At 66.2% G+C, this 24870-nt stretch carries 24 protein-coding genes; 12 read left to right on the forward strand and 12 right to left on the reverse strand.

Features of this window, described 5'->3' with window-relative positions:
- Window positions 1-92: 92 nt before the first annotated feature.
- Together ACZK45_RS01935 and ACZK45_RS01940 are read left to right on the forward strand one after the other, a co-directional pair.
- Window positions 93-1238, forward strand: coding sequence for a YncE family protein (locus ACZK45_RS01935; RefSeq protein WP_478445371.1), 1146 nt, complete (start codon window positions 93-95; stop codon window positions 1236-1238).
- 176 nt (window positions 1239-1414) lie between these two features.
- On the forward strand, window positions 1415-2110 hold the full coding sequence (locus ACZK45_RS01940) for a hypothetical protein (protein ID WP_046987003.1): 696 nt from the start codon (window positions 1415-1417) through the stop codon (window positions 2108-2110).
- Between the two features lie 28 nt (window positions 2111-2138).
- Here the strand turns inward: ACZK45_RS01940 and ACZK45_RS01945 are convergent, their stop codons facing one another.
- Together ACZK45_RS01945 and ACZK45_RS01950 are read right to left on the reverse strand one after the other, a co-directional pair.
- Window positions 2139-2531: an XVIPCD domain-containing protein gene (locus tag ACZK45_RS01945; RefSeq protein WP_478445372.1), complete on the reverse strand. Its 393-nt coding sequence runs from the start codon at window positions 2529-2531 to the stop codon at window positions 2139-2141.
- A gap of 75 nt (window positions 2532-2606) precedes the next feature.
- The gene (locus ACZK45_RS01950) at window positions 2607-3086 is read right to left on the reverse strand and encodes a nuclear transport factor 2 family protein (RefSeq protein WP_478445373.1); all 480 of its coding nucleotides are present in this window, start codon (window positions 3084-3086) and stop codon (window positions 2607-2609) included.
- A 221-nt stretch (window positions 3087-3307) separates the two neighbouring features.
- Here ACZK45_RS01950 and ACZK45_RS01955 point away from each other — a divergent pair, with 221 nt between their 5' ends.
- Window positions 3308-4120, forward strand: coding sequence for an alpha/beta fold hydrolase (locus ACZK45_RS01955; RefSeq protein ID WP_478445374.1), 813 nt, complete (start codon window positions 3308-3310; stop codon window positions 4118-4120).
- Between the two features lie 274 nt (window positions 4121-4394).
- Here ACZK45_RS01955 and ACZK45_RS01960 read toward each other — a convergent pair whose 3' ends face one another.
- Window positions 4395-5075: a hypothetical protein gene (locus ACZK45_RS01960; RefSeq protein ID WP_478445375.1), complete on the reverse strand. Its 681-nt coding sequence runs from the start codon at window positions 5073-5075 to the stop codon at window positions 4395-4397.
- A 133-nt stretch (window positions 5076-5208) separates the two neighbouring features.
- Between ACZK45_RS01960 and ACZK45_RS01965 the strand changes: the two genes are divergently transcribed.
- Together ACZK45_RS01965 and ACZK45_RS01970 are read left to right on the forward strand one after the other, a co-directional pair.
- Window positions 5209-5868: a hypothetical protein gene (locus ACZK45_RS01965; RefSeq protein ID WP_478445376.1), complete on the forward strand. Its 660-nt coding sequence runs from the start codon at window positions 5209-5211 to the stop codon at window positions 5866-5868.
- 70 nt (window positions 5869-5938) lie between these two features.
- A complete protein-coding gene (locus ACZK45_RS01970) occupies window positions 5939-6907 on the forward strand; it encodes a polysaccharide deacetylase family protein (protein ID WP_478445377.1) in 969 nt (322 codons plus the stop codon).
- Window positions 6908-6910: 3 nt separating this feature from the next.
- On the opposite strand, the gene ACZK45_RS01975 is transcribed toward ACZK45_RS01970, so the two are convergent.
- The 3 genes from ACZK45_RS01975 to ACZK45_RS01985 form a co-directional block, all read right to left on the reverse strand.
- Window positions 6911-7753 carry a class I SAM-dependent methyltransferase gene (locus ACZK45_RS01975; protein WP_478445378.1) on the reverse strand — a complete coding sequence of 281 codons (843 nt, stop codon included), beginning with the start codon at window positions 7751-7753 and terminating at the stop codon, window positions 6911-6913.
- Between the two features lie 128 nt (window positions 7754-7881).
- Complete coding sequence (locus tag ACZK45_RS01980) at window positions 7882-8202, reverse strand: hypothetical protein (protein ID WP_478445379.1); 321 nt, start codon at window positions 8200-8202, stop codon at window positions 7882-7884.
- Between the two features lie 929 nt (window positions 8203-9131).
- On the reverse strand, window positions 9132-9548 hold the full coding sequence (locus ACZK45_RS01985; RefSeq protein ID WP_478445380.1) for a hypothetical protein: 417 nt from the start codon (window positions 9546-9548) through the stop codon (window positions 9132-9134).
- A gap of 90 nt (window positions 9549-9638) precedes the next feature.
- On the opposite strand from ACZK45_RS01985, the gene ACZK45_RS01990 reads away from it, so the two are divergent.
- Window positions 9639-9923 carry a hypothetical protein gene (locus tag ACZK45_RS01990; protein ID WP_032130412.1) on the forward strand — a complete coding sequence of 95 codons (285 nt, stop codon included), beginning with the start codon at window positions 9639-9641 and terminating at the stop codon, window positions 9921-9923.
- Window positions 9924-10042: 119 nt separating this feature from the next.
- Here the strand turns inward: ACZK45_RS01990 and dmeF are convergent, their stop codons facing one another.
- A complete protein-coding gene (dmeF, locus tag ACZK45_RS01995) occupies window positions 10043-11017 on the reverse strand; it encodes a CDF family Co(II)/Ni(II) efflux transporter DmeF (protein ID WP_478445381.1) in 975 nt (324 codons plus the stop codon).
- A gap of 48 nt (window positions 11018-11065) precedes the next feature.
- On the opposite strand from dmeF, the gene ACZK45_RS02000 reads away from it, so the two are divergent.
- Window positions 11066-11350, forward strand: a complete 285-nt coding sequence (locus tag ACZK45_RS02000; RefSeq protein WP_032130410.1) for a metal-sensing transcriptional repressor — start codon at window positions 11066-11068, stop codon at window positions 11348-11350.
- A gap of 76 nt (window positions 11351-11426) precedes the next feature.
- Here ACZK45_RS02000 and ACZK45_RS02005 read toward each other — a convergent pair whose 3' ends face one another.
- The gene (locus tag ACZK45_RS02005) at window positions 11427-11801 is read right to left on the reverse strand and encodes a MerC domain-containing protein (protein ID WP_253145589.1); all 375 of its coding nucleotides are present in this window, start codon (window positions 11799-11801) and stop codon (window positions 11427-11429) included.
- 69 nt (window positions 11802-11870) lie between these two features.
- On the opposite strand from ACZK45_RS02005, the gene ACZK45_RS02010 reads away from it, so the two are divergent.
- Window positions 11871-13196, forward strand: coding sequence for a GTP-binding protein (locus ACZK45_RS02010; RefSeq protein ID WP_253145592.1), 1326 nt, complete (start codon window positions 11871-11873; stop codon window positions 13194-13196).
- Window positions 13197-13332: 136 nt separating this feature from the next.
- Here ACZK45_RS02010 and ACZK45_RS02015 read toward each other — a convergent pair whose 3' ends face one another.
- Window positions 13333-14940 carry an ABC-F family ATP-binding cassette domain-containing protein gene (locus ACZK45_RS02015; RefSeq protein WP_253145594.1) on the reverse strand — a complete coding sequence of 536 codons (1608 nt, stop codon included), beginning with the start codon at window positions 14938-14940 and terminating at the stop codon, window positions 13333-13335.
- A gap of 306 nt (window positions 14941-15246) precedes the next feature.
- Window positions 15247-16146, reverse strand: coding sequence for a LysR family transcriptional regulator (locus ACZK45_RS02020; RefSeq protein ID WP_032130406.1), 900 nt, complete (start codon window positions 16144-16146; stop codon window positions 15247-15249).
- 228 nt (window positions 16147-16374) lie between these two features.
- Between ACZK45_RS02020 and ACZK45_RS02025 the strand changes: the two genes are divergently transcribed.
- Both ACZK45_RS02025 and ACZK45_RS02030 read left to right on the forward strand, forming a co-directional pair.
- A complete protein-coding gene (locus ACZK45_RS02025) occupies window positions 16375-17553 on the forward strand; it encodes a serine hydrolase domain-containing protein (protein ID WP_478445382.1) in 1179 nt (392 codons plus the stop codon).
- Window positions 17550-18734, forward strand: coding sequence for an MFS transporter (locus tag ACZK45_RS02030; protein WP_049461436.1), 1185 nt, complete (start codon window positions 17550-17552; stop codon window positions 18732-18734). The genes ACZK45_RS02025 and ACZK45_RS02030 overlap by 4 nt, the downstream gene beginning before the upstream one ends.
- 317 nt (window positions 18735-19051) lie before the next feature.
- On the opposite strand, the gene ACZK45_RS02035 is transcribed toward ACZK45_RS02030, so the two are convergent.
- A complete protein-coding gene (locus tag ACZK45_RS02035; RefSeq protein WP_049399139.1) occupies window positions 19052-20668 on the reverse strand; it encodes an EAL domain-containing protein in 1617 nt (538 codons plus the stop codon).
- Window positions 20669-20896: 228 nt separating this feature from the next.
- Between ACZK45_RS02035 and cycA the strand changes: the two genes are divergently transcribed.
- Entirely contained in the window at window positions 20897-22270 is a 1374-nt protein-coding gene (gene cycA / locus ACZK45_RS02040; protein ID WP_049399140.1) for a D-serine/D-alanine/glycine transporter, read from the forward strand.
- A gap of 219 nt (window positions 22271-22489) precedes the next feature.
- Window positions 22490-23266 carry a lytic transglycosylase domain-containing protein gene (locus tag ACZK45_RS02045; RefSeq protein WP_125892404.1) on the forward strand — a complete coding sequence of 259 codons (777 nt, stop codon included), beginning with the start codon at window positions 22490-22492 and terminating at the stop codon, window positions 23264-23266.
- Between the two features lie 42 nt (window positions 23267-23308).
- Here ACZK45_RS02045 and ACZK45_RS02050 read toward each other — a convergent pair whose 3' ends face one another.
- Window positions 23309-24829 carry a tetratricopeptide repeat protein gene (locus ACZK45_RS02050; protein ID WP_478445383.1) on the reverse strand — a complete coding sequence of 507 codons (1521 nt, stop codon included), beginning with the start codon at window positions 24827-24829 and terminating at the stop codon, window positions 23309-23311.
- Window positions 24830-24870 lie beyond the last annotated feature (41 nt).

Consider the following 24870-nt stretch of genomic DNA (forward strand, 5'->3'; position numbering starts at 1 on the left):
CAGCCCACCCGCGCAGACAGATGCAGGTCGGGCCGTCGCAGTACGGCCCAGCGAGCCAGGACACCTTCTCGTGCCCATTCAAGGACGCTCGCATGTTCCGTAATCCTCTCTTCCGTTCGGCCGCCCTGGCCCTCGCTGTGTCGCTCAGCCTTGGCGTGCCTTCGGCATTCGCCGACAACGCACCTGCCGCCAGCGCCACCACCGCCGTGCAGCGCCAGGCCGTGGCCAAGGGCCTGTACGAGCTGGCCTACAGCCCGAAGCAGAACGCCGTGTTCGTGGCCTCGTCCGGTGGCTTCGGCGATGACGCCGGCCCGGCCCAGGTGCTGCGCCTGAACCCGACCACGCTGGCTGTGGAAACCCGCATTCCGCTCGAGCGCAAGGCGTTCGGCGTGGTGCTGGATGACGCCCACAACCGCCTGTACGTGGGCAACACCGTGGACCTGTCGGTGACCGTGGTCGACACCGCGCAGAACAAGGCTGTCGGCACCATCCAGTTGATGGAGAAGAAGACCGGCAAGGACGGCAAGGCTGCTTACACCCACGACCTGCGCGAACTGGTGGTCGACAGCGCGGCCAACCGCCTGTACGTGACCGGCCACAGCAGCCAGCCGGACGTGAGCAGCGTGCTGTTCGTGATCGATACCACCACGCTGAAGGTGATCAACACCATCGACGGCCTGGGCAATGCCAAGGCACCGGGCCTGGCGCTGGATGCGGCCAACAAGCGCGTCTACACCAGCAACCTGCTGGCCGATCTGGTGGTGGTGGGTACCGATTCGAACAAGGTGGTGGCACAGCACAAAATCGCCGCCGAGCAGCCGATGAACATCGCGCTGGACCCGGCCGGCAAGCGCCTGTTCGTGACCGACCAGGGCTCGGAATTCCTGCGTGGCTACCAGGCCAAGAGCAGCGGCCTGGTCAGCAAGCACCCGGGCCAGCGCGTGCTGGTGCTCGACCGCAGCACCGGCAAGGAACTGGCCAGCATCCCGACCGACGCCGGCCCGCTGGGCATCCTGCTGGATGCGCCGCGCAAGCGCCTGTACGTGACCAACCGCGAAGCCGGTACGGTGACGGCGTACAACAGTGACAGCTACCAGAAGGTGGCGACCTACACGGTGCCGACCCACCCGAACAGCCTGGCGCTGGATGCGAGGAACAACGTGCTGTTCGTGAGCATCAAGAACGGCGAGAAGGATGACAAGGGCGCTGACGAGAGCGTGGCGCGGATTCAGCTGTAAGCGTTCGCGCTGGATTGATGGGGCCCGCATCCTCGGCCGTCGGTCGTGGAGCGGGTCCATTTCCAGTGTTGTAGCTCGTAGAGCGTTGGATTAGGAAGTGTTGCAAAAGCAGGGGGTGGCCGCTTGTTGTAATCGTCTTGCGGCTGTAGCTTCACTGCTTCTGAAACGGGGGCGTTATGAGCGACAACAGGAAGTTCATTGAACTGGCATTTGAGAGGCTGAGCAAAGAGCTTGGGATCTCGAAGAAGTTCGTCGTAGACCTCTACGCTGAAGAGAACTCGTGGAGCTTCACCTCGAAGCTGGCGCAGCTGGTTGAAGGCACCTTCACCCACGCCATCGTTGAAGCGCTGGGAGAGCCGAAGGCCCGACGAGTGGTCAGCAACATGACGCAGGCATCAAGGATCGAGCTGCTGCGCGATCTTGGATACGTCGACACGAAACAGAAGACGCTGTTTCTGGCCGTTGCCGAGATCAGGAATCAGTACATCCACAACGTATCCAATGTTGACAGGACGTTGGCGGACTACATCCGGGCGCAGGAGCCGCGCGATGCAAAGGCGCTTTACAACAAGTTCCGGCCGTTCTTTGTGGGACAGGATAAGGCAATGTCACTGGATGCGTTCATTGCCGACTGCAAGGTACAGATGTTCTATGCCTGTTCACTGCAGTTGCTGAAGGTCCACGGCGATGTGAGCGGGGACAAGGCCAGAAAGGACCACGAAGCACGCCGTCTTGCCGAGGCAGGCAGGTTGTTGCCGGCGAGGAAGAAGGGCGAGATGTTTCCGTTGGATCGACTGACGGTGAGCAGCTATGTCACCCAGGCCAGAGACATCCTGAAGCGGGAAGGCCTGTTCGTTCCGGAGTTCAAGTAGCAGAGAGAGCAACCGCCTCCGCGCCTGCTTACCCCATCCGCGGCGCAGGATGCTGCATTTCCTGCACCTGCGCCTCGGCCGGCTGCTGTACACCCAGCCCCAGCTTCTGCATCGATTGCTCCACCGGCGTCTGTGCCGCCACAGCGGTCGGCATCATCGCGCGCAGGTGCGCCGGATTGGCCGGGTCGCCCTGCACCACAAAGATGTTGTGTCCCGCCGGCTGGTTGGCCGTGGCGTTGCTGACCAGCACATGGTCGACCTGCTGCAGGCCCTGCTCGCGGGCGAGCACGGTCAGGCTGGCGGTCAGGCGCTCACTGGTCTGGTCGAACGGACGGCCATGCTGGGCGTCCAGTGCGGCCACGCCCTGACGGATCTGCTGGTTGAGGCCGTAGTCGGGGTGGTTGGGGGTGATCTCTGGCATGGCGATCGAACGGTAGCGGTGGGTCGTGGTGGGCCCGGTCAGTATAGATCCGGCCCGTGAAGCGCGCCCGAGGGGTCAGTCTGCCGGCCGATGGTCGTAGCTGATCACCCGCTCGGCCAACCAGCGCCCGTCCACGCGGCGCCAGACCTGGATGAAACTGGCCTGGCCCACCCAGCGCTCCACGCCGTCCTTGCCGCGTTCGTGGAAGCGGTGGTCGCCGATTTCCAGCGCCCGCTCGTCGTGCAAGGGGAACACCTGCAGCGAAGGTTCCACCAGCTCACGGCGCAGGCTCCAGCCGCCCTTGCGCGCATTGCTGCACATGTTGGCCACGCTGCGGCGGAAGTCCTCGCGGTTGCTGGCTGACTTGCCGTCCTTGTCATGGAAGAACTCCATGTCTTCGGTGGTCATCGCGGCGGCCCTGTCGGCGTCGCAGGCCTCGAAGGCCACAGCAAAGAGCTGGGTGTCGGCCTGGCGGATCTGTTGGCGCAGGTCATCGGTGGACGGCGCTGTGGCGACGAGGCCGGCAGCCAGCAGGGGCAAGGTAAGCAGCAGCATGGCGAGGCTCCAAGAGTGGTTCACGCAGGCTCGCATGCCATCTGGGCAGTTGCAGCCGGCTTCCGATGAAACGGCCCTTCTACGGAGTGAATGCCCGCATTGACGGCCCGGCTCCAGCGGCGTCGCCTGTGCAGGCGATGTCATGGCGATCGGCGATTCCGTCACGGTCGCGATAGGCGGCGGTCAATAGCCTGAAAGCCTCCCCTTCCACAGGAGCTCCCATGCCTGCTTCCCGCATCCGCCTGCACGTTGAAGACACCGGTGGTGACGGCCGCCCGGTCATTCTGATCCACGGCTGGCCGCTGTCCGCCGATGCCTGGAAACAACAGGTGTCGATCCTGCGCGATGCGCAGCATCGGGTGATCAGTTACGACCGGCGCGGCTTCGGCCGTTCCGATAAGCCAGCCGAGGGCTATGACTACGACACGCTGGCAGCGGACCTGGCCGGGGTGATCGAGGAGCGTGACCTGCACGACGTCACCCTGGTCGGCTTCTCGATGGGCGGCGGTGAGGTGGCGCGCTATGTGGCCAACCACGGGCAGGAGCGCCTGCACAGCGTGGTGTTTGCTGCTGCGGTGCCGCCGTATCTGCTGCGCAGTGATGAAAACCCGGATGGCCCGCTCACCCAGAAAAAGGCCGATGAAATGCGCAGCGGTCTTGAGAAGGATCGTGAGGCGTTCTTCGATGGCTTCACCCGCGATTTCTTCAGCGCCCATGGCCAGTTGATGGTGACCGAAGAGACGCGTCAGGCGGCGATCGCGCTGTGCCATCAATCCGACCAGAACGCAGCGCTGGGGTGCATGAAGGCGTTTGCTACAACCGACTTCCGCGAAGACCTGAAGAAGATCACGGTGCCGACCTTGATCCTGCACGGTGACAGCGATGCCATCGTGCCGTTTGAAGGTTCTGGCCAGCGCACGCACCGAGCCATTCCGGGCAGCGAAGTGGTGATCCTTGAAGGCGCGCCGCATGGCTGCAACACCAGTCATGCTGATCACTTCAATCTGGCACTGTTGAACTTCCTGAAGCAGTAAGCTGCAGCCATGCGTGAACCGAAGACGCCCCCGTGGAAGAGGCCTAATCCCAAGGGCCAGACGTCTCAGCCGTTGTCGCCTGCGCAGAAGGAGGCGGCCCGGCAGCGTGCGGAAGAGAACGGGCGGCGTTATCCCAATCTGGTGGACAACATGTGGGCCGCAAAGCTGCCGCGCGGATCGTGATCTGTAGAGTCGAGCCATGCTCGACGCCGCATTGTGCCCATCCGCGCATGGCGTGGATCTACTGCAACAGCAGACGAGCATGGGCTCGGCTCTACAGGTCGGCCAGCGGCTTCCAGCCGGGTTCCAGCCAGGGTGAGATCTCGCGCTGGCGGACGGTAATTGACTCCGCCGGCAGCCCCGCCAGGCGCGCAAGCTCCGCACGCAGCCGTTCGGCGTCCACCGGCACGGCTGTAGCCACCTGCAGGCGATCCCCCTGATGCCTCATCTGTACCGGTAGCGTGGCGTGCGCATCATGCTCGCCGCCGGTGCGTCCGATCGGGTAGCGCATCGTTACCGGCCGCGACAGTTGCGCCAGTGCTGGCTGCCAGGCCTGCAGTACGAGGGGCTGCCCGGCAGCGGGAACATGTACTTCAGCAATCGTAGCCGGGTAGCCGGTGATGCTCTCGACCATGACCTGGAAGCGCGCGCCATCCGGCACGACCAGCACGGTGGCGATCAACGCGAAGAGCGAAACGAACACCGCTGCGAGGTTCCAGCTACGCGGCGCGGAGGCCGGGCGCGTTGCGGTACGCAGACCTGGCTTGCGCCGCAGCTTGCGCGCGTAGATGCGCCGGTCCTTCCTGCGCGGGCTGCTGCTGTGCTCGGGCAGGTTCAAGGGAACCCGTGGAAGGCGCGCCACGCGGGCCTTGATCAGGCGCGACAGCAGCATCCAGGCGATCACGAACGCCAGCAGCGGAAGCAGCGTTCGCACCCACAGATACAGCGTGACCATCCACAACACCTCTACATACGACCATCCATGCTCATCCACATCCTACCGGGACCGCGCGCCGGTTGTCGTATCCGCCAGCCGACAAGCACAGGGCGCTTGGTTAGGATGGTCCTTTGTTGTCATGGATGAACCGATGGTCTCTGCTGCTACCCGCTTCTGTCGTATCTGTGGTCCTGGCCCGATCCTGCTGGCACTGCAGGTGGTGGCGCTGCTGGCGGTAGCCCTTGCAGTCGGCTTCTTCCACTACCGTGTGGGACTGCTGCTGGAGCCGGTGGATGACGCATGCGGTGGGCCCGACCCTGTCGCGCGCATGCAGGTGGCCGAACAACTGCTGGCGCGGTCCACTGCGCTTGCACCGTGGCAGCCCTTGCAGTGGATTCCGATGGCGGGCGTGGTACTGGCGCTGCTGGGCGCGATGTCGATCAGCGTCTACCGGCTGGGCCGCCTGTCGGAACGCCTGCGACGTGCCAACTGGGGGCTGATGGCGCTGCACGCCGCGATCCTGGCGCTGGCCCTCAGGGCATTGCACCTGTACGACCTGGCATGGACTGGCGTGGCCAAGCTGTCCCCAGCGGCGTGCCTGGTGGAGCTGGGCGAGCAGGGCCGGTTGCCGCTGGCACAGGCGCAGCAGGTGGTGTTCGAGATCCTCACCCATGAGCATGCACCGCTGCTGCGCAATCCCGATGATCTTGCCCTGGTGCTGGTCGCGTTGATGCTGATGGCGATGGCTGCAGGATTCATGCTGTGGCGGGCGATCGTGCGCGAACGTCAGGAGCAGTCGTCCGGCCCATAGCGGGTGTGGGGCCGGCCGCGCGCCCGCAATCGCGCTAGAGTCAGCACTTCGCCCCTGCAAGGATGTGCTGATGCGTTGGTTGCTGCGTGCTGTGCCATTGCTGCTGTGTTCGTTGGCGGTACACGCCGCCGAGGTGGATCGCCGGATCGCGATGACCATCGACGACCTGCCGTGGGCGCGGGTGGATGAGATCGTTCCGCCGGACCTGCAATCGCGGCACGAAGCGCTGATGGCCCAGCTTCGCCAGGCGGGTGTGCCGGTGGTCGGCTTCGTCAACGAGAACAAGCTTGAGATCAACGGACACGTGCAGCCCGCGCGGGTGCAGATGCTGCGCGACTGGCTGGACGCCGGGTATGTGCTGGGCAACCACACGTATTCGCACATGGATCTGAACGCCAAAGGCGTGCCTGCGTTCCAGCAGGACTTCCTGCGTGGTGAAACGGTGCTGCGGCCGTTGCTGGCCGAGCGCGGACTGAAACCGCAGTGGATGCGCCATCCCTATCTGCGTGCCGGACGCACACCGGAAGAACGCGCGGAGATGGACGTGTTCTTCAAGCAGCACGGCTACCGCGTGGCACCGGTGACGGTCGACAACGGCGAGTGGGTGTGGGCCTTCGCTTATGCCAACGTGATGAACGAGCAGCCCGATTCCCCGGCGCGCGAGGCGACGCTGGTACAGCTGCGCAAGGGCTATGTGCCGTACATGCTGAACAAGCTGGACTACTACGAGAAGCAGTCGCTGGCGCTGCTGGGCTACGCGCTGCCGCAGGTCTGGCTGATGCACGCGAACGAACTCAATGCAGCCACATTTGCCGAACTGGTGGCGGCGACCAAGCGCCGCGGTTATCGCTTCATTTCATTGGATGAGGCGATGCGTGACCCGGCCTATGCACGCGGGGCCGAAGGCTACAGTGGCCGCTACGGCCCGAGCTGGCTGCACCGCTGGGCGATGGCGGAGAAGAAACCGAAGGACTTCTACGCCGGTGAACCTGAGGTGCCTTCGTGGGTGATGAAGCTGGCCAAGGTGGATTCGGAATGAAGCTCAGCGCCTGACGGCCAGCACGCCGTCAAGCGCCAGTTCGGCCTTGAACCCCGCCTTTTCCAGGCGCTTGGCCACTTCACGCGGCACGTCGCGGCCGCTGGTCAGCTTGTTCGGCGCACCGGTGTAGTGGAACAGGCGCCCGCCCTTGCGGATGACGCGGGCGAGGTGGTCGTAGAACACCTGCGAGTACAGTTCGCCGGCGATGCCGAAGCGCGGCGGGTCGTGCAGGATCGCGTCGACGCTGCTGCTGGCCACCTGTTCGATCTGCTGCGAGACATCGCCGTGGCTGAACTGCAGGCGGCCACCGGCAGCAGCCGAGTCCGGGTCCGGCGACCACGGGTTGAGCGTGCGCAGCCACATCACGTCGGCATTCTTCTCGAACGAGCGGATCTGGCCGACACTGGCCTCCAGCGCGCAGGCGGCGAAGTAGCCCAGGCCGCCGCAGGTATCGAGGATGACCTTGCCGGCCGGGGCGACCAGCTCGACCTTGCGGCGCGCATCCTCGAACGGCGACAGCTTGGAGGTCGGCAGCATCTTGATGCCGTCGATCTCGAAGGTCGGTGCGCCCCATTCGGTCGGGACCAGCTTGATCAGCGAACCGCTGTAGCGCGAGATCGGCGCGAAGTCCTCGCCGTCCCAGTAGTACAGCGTGCGGTCCTTCAGCTTGCCCGGCCACGGGTAGGGCTGGCCACGGAAGTGGAAGCCGTCGGCATCCAGCGCCACGCTGTCCTCGCTGCGACCGAGGTCGAGCGAGCCCTGCCATTCGGCAGCGCCCTTGTCATGGGCACGGCGCAGGGTGTCAGCGCTGTCGCGGGTCAGCAGCGGGCCGGTGTAATGGGGCACGGCGGGTACCGGGGCGGTTCGGGGGAGGGCATGGTACCGCAGCTGTTGCCGGGGCCACGTGTGGCTGCTGCAGTAGATCCACGCCATGCGTGGGTGCCGGCATGGCGGCACCGGGCGTGGGCTCGGCTCTACAGCTGGCTGGTGCAGCTGTAGCCGTGTGTGGTTCCTTCCCCTGAAATCATGCCGACGCCACGCGAGGGCCGCATGCCCTGCCGCGCGCATGAGCGACGATGAGCGTCCTGGGTTTCCGGTGGCTGCCGATCAAAGTCGTAGCGCAGGCTGCCGTCTTCCTGCAGCAGCCAATGCACGGTAACGCGCACGTGGCGACCATCGCCGAGATCCCAGTCCAGGGTGCGCAATATCAGTGTCTGGCCGTCGGGCAGTTCCCGGACTTCGTCATAGGCACCCTGAGACTGTATTGCACCGGCCATCAGCAGGAGGGGCAGCATGTTCCAATGTCCAAGACTGAATGTCATTTCGTCAGTCCTTTGGCAACGAGTATATGGCGTTTATGCATGGATGAGAGATGCCCTGCCTTTGGGCATGGGCATCTCCCTCTAGGAGCTATTGAGCGAAGATCGTCCCTCTATTGGTGGCACATTGTTTGGGGATGCAGGTCTCCATCATGGTGTTTGCAAACTTGGACTGCGAAAAATAGCAATTGACGCCAAATTGGGTTCTGCCTCTGAATGGCCCTGCGTAGTGGTCGGTTTCCTATGCAATACAGCGTCCATTGTCTACGCTGAGGGTTGAGCGCCTCATGCCGCCAATAGAGCTCTCCCAGCTCCCGCTCCCAATGGGAAAGATATTCTGACCAACGGGTACCTGCCCACTCGGTGCAGTCGCCGTTGCCCAATCAATACTGTTCAAAGGGTCGGCAGGGGGCGCGGGATCATCGCTGTAGCATGACCAGCCGGTGGAGGGGCCCGACAACGTCATGGTACCGCTTGAGGGTGCCATTTCCACCGACTCGCAATAGGCTTGGTGATAGAGCTGCGTGGCTCTACTCTGATCTTCATAGCGATAGCTGAGTCTCCCAAAATCATCTTGTTTCAGGCGCTGCGTTACGTCCACGATGCCGCCATTGAAGTCTGGCCAGCTGCTTGTCCTATCTACGCTGACACTTCCGTCTGGATTCGCTACTACGACATCTATGCTTAGACGCTCGCTAGCGCAAATGGCGGTCGCGGGCAGAAAGGCTGTTATCAAAAAGGCGAACTGCTTCAATTTCATGTCTCAGCTCCTCTTTTGGGATGGAGAGCTGATGCTGAACTGAGTTCTGGTCGCCCGACGAGACACCTACCCAGTTATCGTTGTTTTGAAATTTTTCCTATGCTTCGGGCTGTTAACTACGAAAGAAGCTGTCGCAAACAACTGCTCAAATACACTTCACCGCATACACCGGCCCGGCTCCGATCAGCATCAACGCCATGTAGTCACTGTCGCTGGCCTTGCCCTTCAGCGTCGCGCCCTTGTTGAAGTGGAAGATGCCGAAGCCACCGGCCATGCGGATCAGGGCGCTGTCGATCTGATCGGCGTCGTCGCGGAAGTAGCGGCTGATCTCGCTGCGGGTGGCCTTGTGCAGGGCATTCGGCTCGCGCTGCCACTGTTCGCCACGGCTGAAGGAGACGAAGTACTGGCCGCCTTCCTTGTCGATGCGGAAGTCGGCCGGTTTGCGCGCGCCGGTGGCGAAGCAGCCCTGCAACGGGTCGGCGCTGAAAGGAAGCCCGGCGTCGCCACCGCAGGCGGTGAGCAGCAGGAGAGCACCGGGCAGCAGCAGGCGGAGCATGCGCATGGGATGTCCCTACAGGGCAGGTGCGGCTAGTGTAGGCAGCGCACGGGCGTGGTCCGTACAGAAATTCGGCAAGGACACAGGGGTTTTCGGATGGCGAAGGACAAGGCACCGTGGTGCGGCGTGGCCAGTTGGCTGGGGATCGTGGTGGGCTGGGGCGCGGGCAGCCTCGCTGCGCAGGCGGCGGTGGCCGCAGGCGGCAATGGCATGGCTGCGGGATTGGGCGTGGGGGTGCTGGGCGCGGCGCTGGTGGGCTGCGGTCTGGCGGTGGCTTCGCGCGTGCGCGGCGAGCGCTGGCCGTGGATCGGCATCGGTGGTGCAGTGCTGAGCGCGCTGCCGCTGCTGATGTACCTGCTGCGGATGATGTTGAAGCTGTAGTTGTAGAGTCGAGCCATGCTCGACTTTTGGGCAACGCAGCCAGGCATGGCCTGGCTCTACTGGTCAGCGGCGGCCGGAGCATGCCATGCCGGCCAGCGGCCGGCACTACCCGGCGCGGATCATGCGCTGCGGTGAATCTCCACCGTCACGTGCACCAGCTCCTCATGAATCGCCAGCGCGTTGCGCACGGTATCGGCATCCAGACGGGCGTCGCTGGTAACCACGCTAGCGCTGACCGCGTACTTGCCGCGACCGACCTGCCAGACGTGCAGGTCGGCCAGGCGCGCCGGCCAGGGACCCTGTTCGATCACTTCGCGAACTTCGGCCACCACCGGTGCATCCATCTGCGCGTCGAGCAGGATGCGGCCACTGTCGCGCAGCAGGCCCACCGCCCACACCGTCACCAGCACGGCGCCGACCAGGCCCATCACCGGGTCCAGCCAGGTCAGGCCCAGCAGCCTGCCGCCGAGCAGGGCGACGATGGCCAGCACCGAGGTGGCGGCGTCGGCCAGCACGTGCACGTAGGCCGAGCGCAGATTGAGGTCGTGACCGTGCGCATGGCTGTGGTCGTGGTGATCGTGATCATGCCCATGGTGATGGTTGTGCCCATGCCCATGATGGTGATGCGCGTGGCCCGGGCTGTCGTGCAGCCACCAGGCGCAGAGCAGGTTCACGCCCAGCCCTACCGCCGCGATGGCGATGGCTTCGTTGTAGTGGATCGGCGCCGGTACCCACAGCCGCTCCAGTGATTGCACGGCCATCAGCGCGGCAACACCAAGCAGTGCGATGGCGCTGGTATAGCCGGCAAGGATCTCGATCTTCCAGGTGCCGAAGGCGAAGCGCGGATCGTGTGCATAGCGCCGCGCACAGCGGTAGGCGAACACCGACAGGCCCAGCGCCAGCGCGTGCGAACTCATGTGCCAGCCGTCGGCGAGCACGGCCATGGAGTTGAACCACCAGCCGCCGACGATCTCTACCAGCATCATGGCGACGGTGAGCCACAGGGCGCGGCGGGTATTGCGTTCGGCCAGCGGGTTGCCGTCGTCGAAGCGGTGTTCGTGGCGGCGGGCGGCGGCTAGGGCGTCCAATTGCATGGGGGCGGGAGCTGGAGTGGATACCCCCATAGGGTATATGATCGCGCCATGGCTCATGTACACAAGAATCGAAAGCAGCTGCTGACCCGGGTACGCCGCATCGCGGGTCAGGTGGCGGCGTTGGAGCAGGCGCTGGACAAGCCCGAGGGGGAAGCGGGGGACTGCGCGGGCGTGCTGGTGCAGGTCGCCGCGGTGCGCGGTGCCGCCCACAGCCTGCTGATGGAGTTGCTGCACGAGCATCTGCAGGAACATGTGGTGGGTGCCGATGACCCGCAGCAGCGGGCGGACGAGGCTGCGGTGCTGGTGGAGCTGCTGCGCCGCTACGGCAAATAGCAGGGGTAGTGCCGGCCGCTGGCCGGCAACTGCAGGTTGCGTCCGAAGCTCATGCGGTTTTACGGCATGGCCTACACTACCCCGCGTGCCGGTGTCGCGCGTTCCAGATATGCGTGGCGGCCAGCAGCAGGCTGCCGGTGACCGTCATCGGCGTTTCCCAGTCATGTGAGGGCAGCGCCAGCGCGCCGGCCAGCAACAGGCCCAGACCGACGCCGGCGGTGGCCCAGGCCAGTACGGGCAGGGGGTGACGGCGCTCGGCCCGCCACAGCGCGCAGCCGGTCAGTGGCAGGGCGATGGCCACGAACAGCAGGTGCACCCAGTCCGCTTCGGCCCAGGTGCCGAACAGGGGGAGCGCGGCGGCCAGCAGGGGCAGCGCCAGGCAGTGCAGCACGCACAGGCTGGACAGGGCGACCGCGCCGGCATCAAGCAGGGCGGCAGAAGGCGACTTCATCGGGGGAGGTTCCTTGCGCAACAAGTGTTATACAGTAACATTTCCGTTCCGCAGCCAACCCGCTCCGACATGAACACTGTTTCCCGCGCCGACCGTCGCCTTCCGGTCACCGTGTTGTCCGGCTTCCTGGGGGCCGGCAAGACCACCCTGCTCAACCAGATCCTGCGCAACCGCGAGGGCCTGCGCGTGGCAGTCATCGTCAACGACATGAGTGAGGTCAACATCGATGCGCAGCTGGTGCGCGAAGGTGGCGCCGAGCTGCGCCGCACCGAAGAGACGCTGGTGGAGTTCAGCAACGGCTGCATCTGCTGCACGCTGCGCGACGACCTGCTGCAGGAAGTGCAGCGCCTGGCCGAGGCCGGCCGCTATGACTATCTGTTGATCGAATCGACCGGGATCGGCGAACCGATGCCGGTGGCGGCCACCTTCGCGGTGCGCGACGAGCACGGCTTCAGCCTGAGTGACATCGCACGGCTGGACACGATGGTGACGGTGGTCGACGGCAGCGCGTTCCTTGCCGACTTCGGCTCGACCCTGCGCCTGGCCGAGCGCGGCCAGCAGGCCGGGCCGGACGATGATCGCGGTGTGGTCGATCTGCTGTGCGAGCAGGTGGAGTTCGCCGACGTGATCGTGGTCAGCAAGGTCGACCAGGTGGACGACGAGGTGCTGCAGGACACGCTGGCCGTGCTGCGCGGGTTGAACCGCGATGCGAAGCTGCTGCTGTCCAGCTTCGGTGATGTGCCGTTGTCCGAGCTGCTGGATACCGGCCGCTTCGACATGGAGCGTGCGCAACGCGCACCGGGTTGGGTGAAGGAGCTGCGTGGCGAGCACACGCCGGAGACCGAGGAGTACGGCATCGGCAGCTTCGTCTACCGTTCGCGGCGTCCGTTCCACCCCGCGCGATTCGCGCGCGCACTGCAGTCGGGCATGCCCGGCGTGATCCGCAGCAAGGGCTGGTTCTGGCTGGCCAACCGCATGGATTGGGTAGGTGAGCTGAACACCGTGGGCGCGGCGACGCGCACGCAGGCGGCGGGCTTCTGGTATGCCGCGCGCGACCGCGTGCGGGCTGGGCTGGAAGACACCACACCGTTGTTGCCGCCGACGCCGTTGCCATACAGCGACCTCGGCTGGGCGCGGCAGCAGGCTGATTGCTGGAGCGCGCCGCTGCCGGGCCTGGAGCAGTTCCCGGACAGCGCGGCGCACGCGGCAATGGCGCGACTGTGGCATCCGTTGTGGGGCGACCGCCGCCAGGAGCTGGTGGTGATCGGTGTGCACATGGACGAGCGCGCGGTGCGTGCGGAGCTGGATGCGTGCCTGCTCAACGACCAGGAGCTGCGGGCGGGGCCATTGTTGTGGCACCAGTTGCCACAGGCGTTCCCGGTGTGGAAGCGTTGACGATGCGTTGAGGTTCTTTGGGCTGCCGGCCAGCGGCCGGCACTACCCCGGGTCGATACGCCATGCGTGGATGGCCGACATGGCGGAGTCGAGCATGGCTCGACTCTACAGAATCGAATCCACGTATGGCGTGGATCTACAACGCGTCGCGCCACTGCCAACCTTCGTTGCTCACCTGCAGCACCTGGGTCGGCCGCAACGCCTGCAGCAGATGCCGGTCGTGGCTGACCATCACCAGCGCGCCTGACCACGCCGCAAGCAGTTCTTCCAGCGCCTGCAATGCACTGAGGTCCAGTGCATTGCCAGGCTCATCCAGCAGCAACAGCTGCGGCGCGGGATCGGCATAGAGCAATCTTGCCAGCACCCCCTTCACCCGTTCGCCATCGCTGAGACTGCGGGCGGGGCGCTGGATGCGCTGCGCATCCAGTCCCAGCAGCGCGAGCCGGGTGCGCAGTTCGCCCGGGTCCGCACCCGGATTGGCCGCCTGCACGCTATCGAGGATGCTGCGCTCGCCGGACAATCCCAGCAGCTGCTGGTCGAGCAGAGCCAGTGGCGCATGCCGTTGCACGATGCCGCTGCGCGCTGGCAGCTGGCCCGCCAAGACGCGCAGCAGGGTGGATTTGCCACTGCCGTTGTCACCGACCACGGCGATGCGCTGCCCACGGCGGACTTCCAGCTGCAACGGGGCGCTGCAGCCATGTGGGAGGATCAGATCCTGCGCCTGCAGCAGGCGCGTGCTGCCACGTTCCCCCGCACCGGCAAACAGCGCCAGTTCCGGCGCGGTGTGAACCGCCGAGGCCGCTGCGCGCAGTTGCTCTGCGCTGGCCTGCAGGCGTTCGGACTGCACCTGCTGCGCGCGCCCATGACTGGCTTCGGCGCGCTGCTTCTGCCGGCCAAGCAGGATCGGTGCCTGGTTGGCCTGCTTCGCATCGCGATTGCCGCGTGCCTGGCGTTGCTGCTGACGTTCGTGTTGTTCGCGAGCGCTGCGTTGCTGTTGCCGATGCTGCGCACGTGCATGGTCAAGCTGGGCGGTGGCGGCTTCACGTTCGGCGGCGCGTGTGTCGGCGTAGTGCTGCCATGCGCCGCCATAGCGATGCAGGCCACGCCCATCGAGTTCGACAATCTGCTGCATTCGGCCCAGCAACTCGCGATCATGACTGATCACCAGCAGGCCACCGCGCCACTGCTGCAACTGTTCGTACAGCTGTTGGCGATGGCGTGCGTCGAGGTGGTTACTGGGTTCGTCCAGGATCAGCCAGCCGGCACTGCTGGCCCAGGCGCCGGACAGCGCCACCTGCATGGCCTGGCCGCCACTGAGGCGCGCAGCAGGCTGGGCGTGATCGAGATCATCGGGCAAGCCCAGCGCCTGCCACTGCTGCTGCAGGCGTTCACGCAGATCCCAGCGGTCGCCTATGCAGGCGAAGTCGGCCTCATCGACGCTGCCGGCTTCGATGCGTGCGAGCGCGGACAGCGCTTCACCCACACCGGCCAGTTCACCGACCGTGCCGGCGGGTGGATAACCGGGTGTCGGCAACAGGAACACGCGGCCGCTGCCACGTACCTGGCCGTTGTCGGGCGACAGCCGGCCGGCCAGCAGGCGTGCGAGCACGCTTTTGCCAGCGCCATTGGCACCGACCAGGCCGGTAGCAACCGGTTCGAAGGAAAACGTCAGATCGGAAAACAGCACACGGCCGTCGGCCAATCGATACGACACGCGATCGAGCGTGAGGGAATACGGGGTCATGCGACCTCCATGGATGCCGGGTTCTCCCCTGCGCGCAGGGGCGGGAAGAGTCAGGCCGTCTGTTGTGAAGACGGCGGCATCAATGGCGCATTGGTCGCGAGCCTCTGGGAGGAATGAGCGGCCAGTATAGCGGGGCTGGCTGAATGGTCGGGTGCGGCGGCCGCTGGCATGGCCCGGCGCTACCAGTGTTCGAGTGGTTCCGTTGTAGAGCCGAGCCCATGCTCGGCTGCGCTTCGCCTGGCATCCGCTGAGTCGAGCATGGCTCGACTCTACAAGGGCATCCACGCATGGCGCGGATCTACCGGCTTACGGCACGGTTTCCAGGCGCGCGCTGACGAAGTCGATGAATACCCGCAGCTTCGGAAGCACGTGGCGGCCCGACGGCCACAGCAGGTGGAAGATGCCGCAGGAGTGCACATGCTCGTCGAGCACGGTCAGCAGGCGTCCATCGGCCAGTGCATCGCGCACCGAGTGCACCGGCACGAAGGCCAGGCCGATATCGCGCAATGCAAGCGCCACCCGCGCTTCGATGGTATTGGCCACCATGTGTACCGGCAGTTCCTGCGGTGTTTCATGGTCGGGCCAGTGGATCGGCCACAGTTCCAGCTTGCCGGTGCTGGGGAAGCGATAGTGCAGCAGCGTGTGCTGCATCAGATCGGCCGGCGTGCGCGGCGTGCCGCGCCGCTGCAGGTACGCCGGCGAGGCGACGATGCGGCGTGGGAACACGCCCAGGCGTCGTGCGTTCATGCGTGAGTCGCTGGGCTCGCCGACGCGCAGCACGGCATCGAAACCCTCCTCGATGACATCGACCAGGCGGTCGCTGAAATCCAGATCGAGGCGGATGTCCGGATACGCGGACATGAACTCGGCCATCAGCGGCAGAGTGAGATCACCCACCAGCGGCAGACCGATGCGCAGCGTGCCACTTGGTGCGGCATGCGGTTGCGCCAACTCGGTGCGCGCGGCATCGCGCTCGTCGAGGATGCGCCGGCAGCGTGCCAGGAACAGCTGGCCCTCGGCGGTGAGGGTGATGCTGCGCGTGCTGCGGTGGAACAGGCGCACGCCCAGTGCCTGTTCCAGCCGGGCAACGCATTTGCCGGCGGCCGAGGCCGAGATGCCCTGCAGGCGCCCGGTCTCGACGAAGCTGCGGGTGTCGGCCGCGTGCACGAAGGTCTGCAGATTGGCGAGGTTGTCCAGGACTGACATGGGCGTGCGGGCAATGAAAGCGGCAGGGTAGGTCGGCGCGGCTGTAGCGGACGGCTCCGCCATCGCAACACTGTGGTGCGAAGTGGTGTGGAGCCCGTTGCGGCCTTGCAGTTCCGGCCATCATGCCGATTGCGGACTGCACGGTCCATGATGCCCGGAGCGGCAACCGGCTTTTTGCACGGGGGCGTGGTGCCTAACGTGGCGAGCCTCTCCCCACGGATCACCGCGATGAACGCTGTTCCTTCCCTTGCACCTGCGCCGACGCTGCCGTCGGTGCAGCGGCTGCTGCAGCAGGTCCACCCACAGCGCCTGGTCGGTACGGTGGTGCTGGTGCGCGAGCACGGTGTGCTGCGCCACGCCAGCGCGACCGGGCTGGCCGATCGCGAGTCGGCCACGCCGATGCAGCGCGACCAGTTGTTCCGGCTGGCATCGGTCAGCAAGCCGCTGTTGACCACGGTGATCCTGCGCCTGGTAGCCGAAGGCGTGCTGGACCTGGATGCGCCGGTACAGCGCTGGCTGCCGGACTTCCGCCCGGCGCTGGCCGATGGCAGCACGCCGCCGATCAGCCTGCGCCAACTGCTCAGCCATAGCAGCGGGCTGGGTTACCGCTTCCTCGAAGCCGATGCGGATGGCCCGTACGCACAGGCCGGCGTCAGCGATGGCATGGATGCGAATCCGCTGACGCTGACCGACAACGTGCATCGCATCGCGCAGGCGCCGCTGCTGTTCGCGCCGGGCAGCCAATGGTTGTACTCGTTGGGCGTGGACGTCGCGGGCGCCGTGGCTGAAGCCGCGACCGGTGAAACGCTGCAGGCACTGTTCGAGCACTTGTTGGCCGCGCCACTGGGGCTGGCCGACACCGCATTCGCGACCACCGATGCCGCGCGGCTGGCCACGCCGTATGTGAGTGACACGCCGCAGCCGCATCGCCTGCAGGAAGGCGAGGTGGTCGCTCCATTCGAGGGCACCGTCGGCATCGAGTACAGCCTCGCGCGCGCCACCGATGCCAGCCGTTTCCCTTCGGCCGGTGCTGGATTGATTGGCAGCGCCGACGAGGTGATGGCGGTGTTGGAGGCCTTGCGCGATGTGCAAGCTTCGAATCTGTTGCCGCCCGCGCTGGTGGCGGAGATGGCCAGCCCGCAGGTGGGCGAGCAGGGGCCGCCGGAACCGGCCGGCTGGGGCTTCGGGCTGGGCTTTGCGGTGCTGCGCGATGCCGCCGCCAGTGGCACGCCACAGAGCGAAGGCACCTGGCGCTGGGGCGGTGCCTACGGCCATAGCTGGTTTGTCGATCCTGCGCGTGGGCTGAGCGTGGTGGCGCTGACCAACACCCTGTACGAAGGCATGGATGGCGCCTTCGTCGATGAACTGCGTGACGCCGTCTATGCCGATCTGGAGGCTGCACGATGAGCGGCCATGCCATTGATGCGGCCAGCCCGGCCGGTGAAGCCACGCGCCTGCCGTGGGCGGGGCTGCTGGCGCTGGCCGGCGGCGGCTTCATCACCCTGCTGACCGAAACCCTGCCGGCCGGTGTACTGCGGCCGATGGGCGAGAGCCTGGGCGTGAGTGATGCGGCGGTGGGCCAGCTGGTCAGCGTGTACGCGCTGGGATCGGTGATGGCCGCACTGCCGATGACCGCGTTGACCCAGCGCCTGCCGCGACGCCCCTTGTTGCTGGCCGCCATTGCCGGCTTCGTAGTGGTCAACACGCTGACCGCCGTGAGCAGCAGCTATCCGCTGATCCTTGCCGCGCGTTTCCTGGCCGGTGTGAGTGGTGGCCTGCTGTGGTCGCTGGTGGCCGGCTATGCGGCGCGCATGGTGGTGCCGTCGCTGCAGGGCCGGGCAATCGCGGTGGCGATGGTTGGATCGCCGTTGGCGCTGTCGCTGGGTGTACCGGCGGGCACGTTGCTGGGCCAGCAGATCGGCTGGCGCTGGGCGTTCGCGTTGATGAGCGTGCTGGGGGTCGGCCTGCTGGCGTACGCGCGCTGGGCATTGCCGGCGTTACCGGCGGCCGCGGCCGGTCAGCGCACGTCGTTGGGTACGGTGTGGCGCATGCCCGGCGTGCGCAGCGCGTTGGCGGTGATGGTGCTGTACGTGCTGGCGCACAACGTGCTCTACACCTACATCGAACCGCTGGCGGTGGAGGCCGGCGCCGGCCCGTGGCTGGACCGCCTGCTGCTGGCCTTCGGCGTGGCTGCCATCGTTGGTATCGGCATTGCCGGTTGGGGCGTGGACCGTCATCTGCGCACGCTGGTGTGGGCGGCCGTGATCGGTTTCATTCTTCCGGTGTTGGCCCTGCTGTTGTGGCCAGGACAGGCCACACCGCTGCTGCTGGCAACGATCCTGTGGGGTGTGGCGTTCGGGTCGGTTGCGACCCTGTTCCAGACCGCGCTCGCACGCCGTGCCGGTGCTGCCGCCGACCTGGCGCAGTCGATGCTGGTGACCGGTTGGAACCTGGCGATTGCCGCCGGTGGCGTAGCAGGCGGTGTGCTGCTGCAGGTCAGCGGCCCGAGCCAGCTGGGCTGGTTGCCGTTGCTGTTGCTGGCGGTGAGCGCGGCGTGGCTGTTGGCACGGCCGAAGGCCTGGGCGTAGGCGCAGACCAGACGTTACCGAGGTGCCGGCCAGCGGCCGGCACTACCGTGGTCCACGCCATCCACGCATGGCGTGGATCCACCGAGCGCAGCGACCCGCGTTGGCCTTTGATTCTTCTGTTGATTCCGTGGTGGGACGCCGCCGCAATGTGTCCGTGGCCGGGTGGGTGGGCTGCGCAGGGGCGTGAGCCGCATGGATGCGGCGACCGAGCTTACATGGACGTACTTGCAGCGCCCCCTGCGCAGCCCACCCACCCGGCCCACCCCGACGGTTCCGCCGAACGCGACCCACCACGAGGGGCTCCGCCGTTGGCCGTCCTACTCGATCCCCTCACGCTCGATCGGCACGCTGCGCGGATTCTGCATGTGCTCCCGCGCCGCGCCATAGCGCTGCTGCCGCTTGTGATGGAACACCACGAACTCATCCCGCGGCAGCGGCCGCGAGAACAGCCAACCCTGCGCGAACTCGACCTTCCGGGTATGCAGATACGCCAGCTGTGCCTCGGTCTCCACGCCCTCGGCCACCACCCACAGGCCCAGCTCCTTGGCCATGTCGATGATGTGCGGGGTTACCGGGCTGGTGGCGCTCTCGGTGTCGATCGCATCGATGAATGATTTGTCGATCTTCAACGCGTCCAGTGGCAGCTGTTCCAGGTACTGCAGGCTGGAGAAGCCGACGCCGAAATCGTCAATGGCCACGCTGTGCCCGGCCCGACGCGCCTGCGCCAGCATCGTGCGGGCGCGGTCCAGATCCAGGAAGCCGCGCTCGGTGGCCTCCATCCAGATCTGCTGCGGCAGGATGCCGCTGCCGGCCATGTGCTTGGAGATCATCTTGAGCGCACGGCCGCTGCTGATATCTTCGGCGGCCAGGTTGATCGCGATGTGCGCGCTGCGGTCGGCCACCAGCAGTTCACGCATGTCGCGCACTACGTTCTCGATCACCAGATCGGTGACCGCGCCGATCATGCCGGCCTCTTCGGCCAGCGGAATGAACAGGTCCGGCCGCACCTGGGTGCCATCCGGGCGCTGCCAGCGCACCAGCGCTTCGGCGCCGACGCAGATGCCGGTATCCAGCTCGATGATTGGCTGGTAGTGCAGGTACAGCTCGCGGCGGCGGATCGCTGTGGCCAGCTCGCCGCGCAGGGACAGGCGGCGACGCGACAGCCAGATCACCAGACCGGCACCGGCAGCGGCCAGCAGAACGCCGATCGGCACGAACAGCCACGCCTGCTGGCGGAAGGTCGCGGCAAGCGCGGTACGCGGCATGGTCGCGATCGCCAACCACTCTTCGTTGCGGGCGGTGGCATACAGGGTGTGGTGGTCCAGGCCTTCATCGGGGGCGCGCAGCAGGGTCTCCAGCAATGCCGGATCCATGCCGTCCTGCCTGGCCAGGAGACGCCCATCGGGGCTGGCCAGGGCAAGGCGCACGTTCGGGTCGGCGATGACATCGACGAAGCGGCGCGGATCGACCAGCACGTCGTAGTTGCCGTACAGGAACGACAGGACCTGGCGCCGTCCGCTGGCCTCGGGGCGCACATCCACGGCGATGCCGGCGCCATCACTGGTGACGTGGTCGGCCTTGGGCTGGTTGACGTCGGACAGGAACGGCCCCCACGACGTACAGCGCAGCTTGCCACCCTCGAAGTAGCCCATCTGGTCGACCGACGGCGAGGTCATCACCAGCGTCTGCATGCGCCGGATATGGTCGGGCCCGCAGGCGTCGTGGGCGCCGACCTCGGCCGACTGCAGTGCCGCCAGCGCTTCCTGGTAGGACTGGTCGGCGCGGCGCAGGGCGCGACCGGCGATGTCGCGCAGCCGCTGCTGCTCGACGCTGACTGCACGGTCCCAGGTGGCATAGGCCATCACCGCGATCGGCACGGCCGCGGCCAGCAGCGCCAGCGCGGTGCCACCAATGATCACGCGCAGCCGACTCAAGGCCGGAGCTCCAGCGGGGCGGGCAGGGCAGGGCACATGGTCAGGCCGATCCTTGGGCAGGTGCGGCTATCTGAGCATGACGCCGGGCCGGGCGGAATGGGACGAATCCGGTATTCGGTCACAATGTGATGAAAGCGACCATGATTGACGTAATCGGGCCGTCCAGCGCTGGCGCTCCGGGCCGGGGAGGACTAACGTCGAACGCTTCGCCCGCCCCAGTGCACGCCCATGACCGAGCCCGCAACGCCCCCCGAGCACCTGCGCCGCAGCCTGTCCAACCGCCACCTGCAGTTGATCGCCATCGGTGGTGCCATCGGCACCGGCCTGTTCATGGGCTCGGGCAAGACCATCAGCCTGGCCGGCCCGTCCATCGTCTTCGTCTACCTGATCATCGGCGCGATGCTGTTCTTCGTGATGCGCGCGATGGGCGAGCTGCTGCTGTCCAACCTGCAGTACAAATCCTTCATCGATTTCTCCACCGATCTGCTCGGTCCCTGGGCCGGCTTCTTCTGTGGATGGACGTACTGGTTCTGCTGGATCGTCACCGCCATCGCCGACGTGATCGCGATTGCCGCCTACGCGCAGTTCTGGTTCCCTGGGCTGGATGCCTGGATACCGGCACTGGCCTGCGTGCTGCTGTTGCTGGCACTGAACCTGGTGACGGTGAAGCTGTTCGGCGAGATGGAATTCTGGTTCGCGCTGATCAAGATCGTGGCGATCTGTGCGCTGATCATCACCGGCGCCGGGCTGGTGGCGTGGGGCTTCACCTCGCCCAGTGGCCACACCGCGTCGTTGTCGAACCTGTGGAATGACGGCGGCATGTTCCCGATGGGCCTGGTCGGCTTCTTCGCCGGTTTCCAGATCGCGGTGTTCGCTTTCGTCGGCATCGAGCTGGTGGGGACCACCGCCGCTGAAACCGCAGACCCCGAGCGCAACCTGCCCAAGGCGATCAACTCGATCCCGGTGCGCATCATCATCTTCTACGTGCTGGCGCTGATCGCGATCATGGCGGTCACCCCGTGGCGCCAGGTGGTGCCGGACAAGAGCCCGTTCGTGCAGCTGTTCGTGCTGGCCGGCATTCCCGCCGCGGCCAGCCTGATCAACTTCGTGGTGCTGACCTCGGCCACGTCCTCGGCCAACAGCGGCATCTTCTCCACCAGCCGCATGCTGTACGGTCTGGCCGAAGAGGGCCACGCACCGCGCGGGTTGTCGAAGTTGTCACGCGCCGCAGTGCCCGCCCGTGGCCTGCTGTTCTCGTGCCTGTGCCTGCTCGGCGGCACGTTGCTGATCTACCTGATCCCGAACCTGGTGACCGCCTTCACCCTGGTGACGACGCTGGCCACCGTGCTCTTCATCTTCGTCTGGTCGCTGATCCTGGTGGCCTACATGGCCTACCGCCGCCGCTACCCGGAACGCCACGCCGCCTCGATCTTCAAGATGCCCGGCGGCGTCGCCATGTGCTGGGCCTGCCTGGTGTTCTTCGCCGCCGTGCTGGTGCTGCTGAGCCTGCAGGCCGACACCCGCCAGGCGCTGGTCGCCAGCCCGGTGTGGTTCGTGCTGTTGGGCGTGGGGTACTGGGTGCGTCGGAGGACCGCGAAGTAATCCAGCATTTGCGTTCCATCGATTGATCCAGAGATCTCTCTGGAGTGGGGTCAGAGACCGTTGCGCAGCAACGGGATCCGACCCCCCGCAGGAAATCGGCCGTTGCCGTTGCTGTTGAGGTTGCCGGCCAGCGGCCGGCACTACCACGGGTGCAGGGCGCAGCCCTGCTGGCCCCCATTCACCCAGCATTAGCGGGCGCGGCCGGATGATCCGGCCGCCATGTTCCGTCGCCCTCTCCTGCTTGCGCTGTTGCTGCTGCCCAGCCTGTGGCCCGGGCTGGCCGCCGCGCGCACCGTCTACCGCTGCGTGCAGGGCAACACCGTCAGCCTGGCCACCGCGCCGGAACCCGGTTCACGCTGCACCCCGAAGGAAATCGACGACAACGCCATCCAGACCCCGAATCTGTGGGGCAACATGGGCGTGTTCAGCGGCGTGCTGTACGAGCGCGAGCAGGATGGCGCGCTGGTCTACTCCACCCGCAACCTGCCCGGCTCGCGGGTGTTCCTGAAGTTCACCATGGCCACGCCGCCGGGTGAGCCTGCCCACGAAGGCCTGGGCAAGGTGGGCAAGCCGCAGCTGGCGCAGCATGCCAAACAGTTCAAGGCCGCCGCCAAGGCCACCGGCGTGGATGATGCGTGGCTGCGCGCGATCGCCCATGCCGAAAGCAACTTCGATGCGCTGGCGGTGTCCAGCAAAGGCGCACAGGGCGTGATGCAGTTGATGCCGGACACCGCGCAGGAGTACGGGGTGAATGATCCGTTCTCGCCGCAGCAGTCGATCGATGGCGGCGCCCGCTACATGCGCGCGTTGCTGCGTCGCTACAACGGTGATCGGCCGCTGGCAGCGGCCGCTTACAACGCCGGCATCGGCGCGGTCACCCGCTACAAGGGCGTGCCGCCCTATGCCGAAACCCTGGCCTACGTGGACAAGGTGATGGCCCTGTACGCACGCTACCGCGAGGCGATGGGCATCCGTACCGAGGTGCCGGCGCGCTAGGCGGGTGGTGCTGCACGCACGTGGTTCTACATGGGAGCTTGCTCAGCGCGAGGTGGAGGTGCTGACCAGTTCGTAGCGTTCGATGCGGCCCAAGCGGGCAACCTCGGCCTGCACGTCGGCGCGCTGCTTCAGCGCACGCCAGGCCGCATCGATCTTCACGTCGCCGGGCAGCGACGGATAGGTGCGCATGTCCTGCAGGCTGGCCAGCGTTTCACCGCGTTCAATGGGTGAGCGCAACTGTTCGATCAGCACGGCAGCTGCGCCGTCGAGATTGCCCTCGTCCAGCAGCATTTCGCGCTGGAACAGGCGCGCATCATCGCCCTGGGCCAGGATCGCTGCACGCGCGGCCTGTTCGGCTTTGGCATCGCCACGTTCACGGGCGGCAACGAACTGCAGCAGTGCCTGGGCTGCCTTGCCGTAACCGGCCAGGCCCGGCATCTCATTCACTGCCGTGGCGGCATCCTGCATGCGGCCCAGCGAACTGAACACGAAGCCGACGTTGAACTGGTGCTCGGCACCATCGGGGCCCAGTGCACCGATGCGTGCGGCCAGCTTGGCTGCCGCCAGCGCATCCTCGTTGCGACCCAGCCGGCGCAGCGCCGTGAGCCGGCTGTTGAGCAGCCATGCCACCCATTCGGCTTCTGCCGCCGAAGGCGCCTCGCCTTCGGCGGCCGCAGCGGCCATGCCATCGGTCAGCGCCAGCACTTCCTCGTTGCGGTCCAGCATCAGCAGCGTGCTGCTGAACTCGGCCATGCGCGCGTCCAGCGCCCGGTCGAGCAGGCCGGAAACCCGCAGTTCGTCGAGGTGCTTCTGTGCAGCCTGCACGGGATCAAAGCGCGGGTTGGCGCGGTCGACATAGGGATCGAAGCGCTTGTCACTGCGCAGCCGGATGATTTCGGCGGGCGCGGAGATGCGGGCCAGGGTCGCGGGGATGGCCTCGCCACGGCCGTTGTCGGCCTGCAGCGTGGCCAGTGCCAGCCACAGTCCGGTGGGTTCCAGGCCGCCGCTCTTCCAGCCGTTGTCGAACAGTGCCTGCAGCAGTTCCATGCGCTGCTGCGGCTGGTCCCGCAGGCGGAACTGCAGGTAGTTGATCGCGTGGTGGTCCACCGGCAACGGCGCGTCGGCATGCTTCAGCGCCTGCACCAGGTGCTTGGTGGCAGGCGCCGGTTGGTTCTCGGACAGTTCCACCGAGACCAGGGTCAGCAGGATCTGCGCATCGTCCGGCAGTGCCTCCTGCGCGCGCTGCAGATAGCGGCGAGCCTGGTCCGGCTTCTTCTGCACCATCGCGGTCCAGCCGGCCACCTGCGCGGCGCGGCCGCGATGTTCAGCATCGAAGTCATCCAGCATTGGATCTTCCATCAGCCGTTCCATCGCGATGAGTGCGCCCAGCGTGTTGCCACTGCGTGACTGCTGGATCGCCTCATCCCATCGCGTGGCATAGGCCTGGTGCATCGCATCGGCGGTGACTGACGGCTTCTGTGGTGCCACCGAGATCGAGGCGGAGGCCGGCGTGCTGGCCAGTGCGGCCACCAGCAGGGCGGCGAGGGGGAAGATGCGGGGCATGGAGGATCTCCATCCGTGGGAAGAGCATTGAACCCGCTGTA

This window comes from Stenotrophomonas sp. 63632_Sma (assembly GCF_056482875.1).

Bases quoted from the DNA above. Each gene is read 5' to 3' on its own strand.
- ACZK45_RS01935 (WP_478445371.1), top strand. From the start codon at position 93: ATGTTCCGTAATCCTCTCTTCCGTTCGGCCGCCCTGGCCCTCGCTGTG.
- ACZK45_RS01940 (WP_046987003.1), top strand. From the start codon at position 1,415: ATGAGCGACAACAGGAAGTTCATTGAACTGGCATTTGAGAGGCTGAGC.
- ACZK45_RS01945 (WP_478445372.1), bottom strand. From the start codon at position 2,531: ATGCCAGAGATCACCCCCAACCACCCCGACTACGGCCTCAACCAGCAG.
- ACZK45_RS01950 (WP_478445373.1), bottom strand. From the start codon at position 3,086: ATGCTGCTGCTTACCTTGCCCCTGCTGGCTGCCGGCCTCGTCGCCACA.
- ACZK45_RS01955 (WP_478445374.1), top strand. From the start codon at position 3,308: ATGCCTGCTTCCCGCATCCGCCTGCACGTTGAAGACACCGGTGGTGAC.
- ACZK45_RS01960 (WP_478445375.1), bottom strand. From the start codon at position 5,075: ATGGTCACGCTGTATCTGTGGGTGCGAACGCTGCTTCCGCTGCTGGCG.
- ACZK45_RS01965 (WP_478445376.1), top strand. From the start codon at position 5,209: ATGGTCTCTGCTGCTACCCGCTTCTGTCGTATCTGTGGTCCTGGCCCG.
- ACZK45_RS01970 (WP_478445377.1), top strand. From the start codon at position 5,939: ATGCGTTGGTTGCTGCGTGCTGTGCCATTGCTGCTGTGTTCGTTGGCG.
- ACZK45_RS01980 (WP_478445379.1), bottom strand. From the start codon at position 8,202: ATGCTGCCCCTCCTGCTGATGGCCGGTGCAATACAGTCTCAGGGTGCC.
- ACZK45_RS01985 (WP_478445380.1), bottom strand. From the start codon at position 9,548: ATGCGCATGCTCCGCCTGCTGCTGCCCGGTGCTCTCCTGCTGCTCACC.
- ACZK45_RS01990 (WP_032130412.1), top strand. From the start codon at position 9,639: ATGGCGAAGGACAAGGCACCGTGGTGCGGCGTGGCCAGTTGGCTGGGG.
- dmeF (WP_478445381.1), bottom strand. From the start codon at position 11,017: ATGCAATTGGACGCCCTAGCCGCCGCCCGCCGCCACGAACACCGCTTC.
- ACZK45_RS02000 (WP_032130410.1), top strand. From the start codon at position 11,066: ATGGCTCATGTACACAAGAATCGAAAGCAGCTGCTGACCCGGGTACGC.
- ACZK45_RS02005 (WP_253145589.1), bottom strand. From the start codon at position 11,801: ATGAAGTCGCCTTCTGCCGCCCTGCTTGATGCCGGCGCGGTCGCCCTG.
- ACZK45_RS02010 (WP_253145592.1), top strand. From the start codon at position 11,871: ATGAACACTGTTTCCCGCGCCGACCGTCGCCTTCCGGTCACCGTGTTG.
- ACZK45_RS02015 (WP_253145594.1), bottom strand. From the start codon at position 14,940: ATGACCCCGTATTCCCTCACGCTCGATCGCGTGTCGTATCGATTGGCC.
- ACZK45_RS02020 (WP_032130406.1), bottom strand. From the start codon at position 16,146: ATGTCAGTCCTGGACAACCTCGCCAATCTGCAGACCTTCGTGCACGCG.
- ACZK45_RS02025 (WP_478445382.1), top strand. From the start codon at position 16,375: ATGAACGCTGTTCCTTCCCTTGCACCTGCGCCGACGCTGCCGTCGGTG.
- ACZK45_RS02030 (WP_049461436.1), top strand. From the start codon at position 17,550: ATGAGCGGCCATGCCATTGATGCGGCCAGCCCGGCCGGTGAAGCCACG.
- cycA (WP_049399140.1), top strand. From the start codon at position 20,897: ATGACCGAGCCCGCAACGCCCCCCGAGCACCTGCGCCGCAGCCTGTCC.
- ACZK45_RS02045 (WP_125892404.1), top strand. From the start codon at position 22,490: ATGTTCCGTCGCCCTCTCCTGCTTGCGCTGTTGCTGCTGCCCAGCCTG.
- ACZK45_RS02050 (WP_478445383.1), bottom strand. From the start codon at position 24,829: ATGCCCCGCATCTTCCCCCTCGCCGCCCTGCTGGTGGCCGCACTGGCC.